Genomic DNA, 2,956 nt, shown 5'->3' with positions numbered 1-2,956 from the left:
GGTGGCCGGATTGGCGGCGCGCCGGTCGCGCGGGGCGAGTGCGGCGATCGCCTCGGCGATCGCCTCGCCGCGCCGCTCGCCCTGCTGCAGCTTCTGCCGCTCCGCCGCCAGCTCGTCCTCCTCGCCCTCGGCGGGCGCGAGCTCCTGCAGCTCGGCCACGGCGTGGCGCAGGAACTCCTCGTCGCGCTGCGCCGCGGCGATCTCCTCGCGCGCCGTGGCCAGGGTCCGTTCCGCGTCGCGCCAGGCGCGATGCGCCTCCGCGACCTCGGCTCGCAGCTTCTCGAGCGCGCCGGCGGCGTCCAGCAGCCCGGCATGGGCCGCGGGATCGGCGAGCCCCACCTGTTCGTGCTGGCCCTGCACCTCGACCAGCAGCGCGCCAAGGCGCCTCAAGAGCGCGAGGCCGACCGGCTGGTCGTTGGCGAAGGCGCGGGAGCGCCCGTCGGCGGTGACGACGCGGCGCAGCACCAGTTCGTCCTCGGCGTCGATGCCTTGGTCGGTCAGCATGGCGCGGGCCGGATGCTCGTCGGGCAGGGCGAAGGCGGCGGCGACGCTCGCCTGCTGCTGCCCGGCGCGCACCAGTCCGCTGTCGGCGCGCGCGCCGAGCGCAAGCCCGAGGCTGTCGAGCAGGATCGACTTGCCGGCGCCGGTCTCGCCGGTGAGCACGGTCAGCCCCGGCCCGAAGCCGAGGTCGAGGCGCTCGATCAGCACCACGTCCCGGATGGCGAGCGAGGTCAGCATGCGGCGGGTCCGCCGCGCGTCAGAACAGGCCGAAGGTGACGGCGCTGAGGCTGCGACTGAAGAAGCCGGGCCTGTGCTCCTCAGCCGGCTGTGCACCGTCGACCAGCAGCGCGTAGCTGTCCTGGTACCAGGGGCTGCCCGGGTAGTTGTGGCCGAGCACGGAGGCGGTGCGCCGCGCCTCGTCCACCAGGCCGAGCGCAAGATAGGCCTCGGTCAGGCGGTGCAGCGCCTCGGGCACGTGGTTGGTGGTCTGGTACTCCTCCACCACGCGGCGGAAGCGGCCGATGGCGGCGCCGTAGAGGCGGCGGTTCTGGTAGAAGCGACCGACCACCATCTCGCGGCTGGCGAGATGGTCGCGCGCGAGGTCCATCTTCAGCCGCGCGTCGCGCGCATAGGGCGTGTTGGGGAAGCGGTTCGCGACCTCCTGCAGCGCCGCCATGGCCTGCTCGGTGGCGCGCTGGTCGCGCTCGCTGTCGTTGATCTGCTCGTAGAGGCTGAGCGCGCGCAGGTAGTGCGCATAGGCGATGTCGCGGTGCGACGGATTCAGCTGGATGAAGCGGTCCAGCGCGCCGATCGCCTCGGTGTAGCGGTTGCGCATGTACTCGCCATAGGCGGACATGAGCCGCGCATTGGTCGCGAAGGTCGACTGTGGATGCTCGCGCTCCAGCGTGTCGAACAGCTCGACGGCGCGGGCGAATTGCTGGCGCTCCAGCGCCTCCATGCCGGCCGCGTAGAGACCCTCCGGCGAGTTGTCGACCTGCGCGCGCTGGGCGCCGAGGCTCGTGCTGCGACCGTCCCAGGCCGTCCCGCATGCGGCGAGCGGCAGGGCAAGGAGCAGCAGCAGGGGAACATGACGGATGAGGGGCACGGTCAGGCGCATGGTCGCGCTATACCACGGCGCCGCCGCGGTGGGGGAGGGCGGGTCAGGCCATCGCCGGCGCGGCCGCGGCGGGCAGCCGCACCGTGGCGCCGTCCGCCGGCACCTCGCCATCCGCCATCCGCCAGGCGTTGCGGTCGGCGAAGAGCGCGCGCAGCAGGCGGTTGTTCAGCGCGTGGCCGGAGCGCTGGCCGCTGAAACGGCCGGTGATCGCCGCCCCCGCCAGGGCCAGGTCGCCGACCACGTCGAGCAGCTTGTGCCGGACGAACTCGTCCGGGCGCCGCAGGCCGCCCGGGTTCAGCACCAGCGGGCCGTCCACCACGATCGCATTGGCCAGGCTGCCGCCCTGGGCGAGCCCGGCGGCGCGCAGCCGTGAGATCTCCTCGGCCAGGGTGAAGGTGCGCGCTTCCGCAAGCTGGGCGCGGAAGCTGGCCGGCGTGATGCGCAGCGAGAGCGCCTGCCGCCCGATGGCGGTGGCGGGGAAGTCGATCGCGAGCGTGGCCTCGAAGCCCGAATCGCGGCCCGGCTGGAGCTCGGCAAAGGCCTCCCCATCCTCGACGCGCACGCGCTTCAGGACCTCGAGCACCGGGGCAGCGCCAGGCAGCGCGGTCGTGCCGGCGCAGTCGATCAGGAAGACGAAGGGCGCGGCGGAGCCGTCGAGGATCGGCACCTCCGGCCCGTCGAGCTCGACATAGGCGTCGGTCACGCCGGTGCCGGCGAGCGCGGCCATCACATGCTCCACGGTGCCGATGCGCGCATGCGGCGCGTCCTCGGCGACCAGCGCGGTGCAGAGGCGGGTGTCGACCACGCGGTCGAAGCGCGCCGGGATCTCGATCCCGAGGTCGGTGCGGACGAAGACGATACCGGTGCCTGCGGCGGCCGGGCGCAGCGTCAGGGAGACTCGGCGGCCGCTGTGCAGGCCCACGCCGACGCAGCCGATCGCCGTCTTCAGCGTCCGCCTGCCCGTCGTGCCCGTCTGGAAGAAGCCGTCCATCATCGCTCCGCTGCGTTGCACCGTCGGCCGGGGCGGCTCGCCCCTGCACATGCCGTGCCACCGAAGAACGGCCCGGCACCCGGTTCGGAGCGCCGAAAAACGCGACGCCCCAGGGGGGAGATGCCACTCCCGGCCCTGGGGCGCCATTCAAGCGTTGTTTCGCTATATTACGTCAGAACCTATTGATTTCGCTGACTTTTCGCGGCGCACAATTGCCCAGATTTCGCCTCAATTGCTCTGCCGCCGCAGGAAGGTCGGGATGTCGAGTCCCATCTCCTCTTGCGAGCCCGGGCGCGCTGCCCGCGGCGCGGGCGCGGCGGCCGGCTCGACCCGGATCGGCGCCGGCT

3 protein-coding genes are annotated in these 2,956 nt (G+C 72.9%); all 3 read right to left on the bottom strand.

Translation table 11 applies throughout. The features are described from left to right. Window positions 1–738 (bottom strand): AAA family ATPase (locus tag L2I40_RS21300; RefSeq protein WP_237217207.1); only part of this gene is annotated, 738 nt, incomplete at its 3' end. 19 nt (window positions 739–757) lie between these two features. After that, on the bottom strand, window positions 758–1,618 hold the full coding sequence (locus tag L2I40_RS21295; protein WP_308116442.1) for an outer membrane protein assembly factor BamD: 861 nt from the start codon (window positions 1,616–1,618) through the stop codon (window positions 758–760). Between the two features lie 43 nt (window positions 1,619–1,661). Continuing rightward, window positions 1,662–2,609 (bottom strand): UDP-3-O-acyl-N-acetylglucosamine deacetylase, encoded by a 948-nt coding sequence (gene lpxC / locus L2I40_RS21290; RefSeq protein ID WP_237217206.1) that lies wholly within the window; start codon window positions 2,607–2,609, stop codon window positions 1,662–1,664. Window positions 2,610–2,956: the final 347 nt, after the last annotated feature.

It is taken from the genome of Falsiroseomonas oryziterrae, from assembly GCF_021864505.1.
Lineage (GTDB): Bacteria > Pseudomonadota > Alphaproteobacteria > Acetobacterales > Acetobacteraceae > Falsiroseomonas > Falsiroseomonas oryziterrae.
Note: the sequence above shows the minus strand (reverse complement) of the source record. Positions and strands in the feature narration are given on the sequence as shown.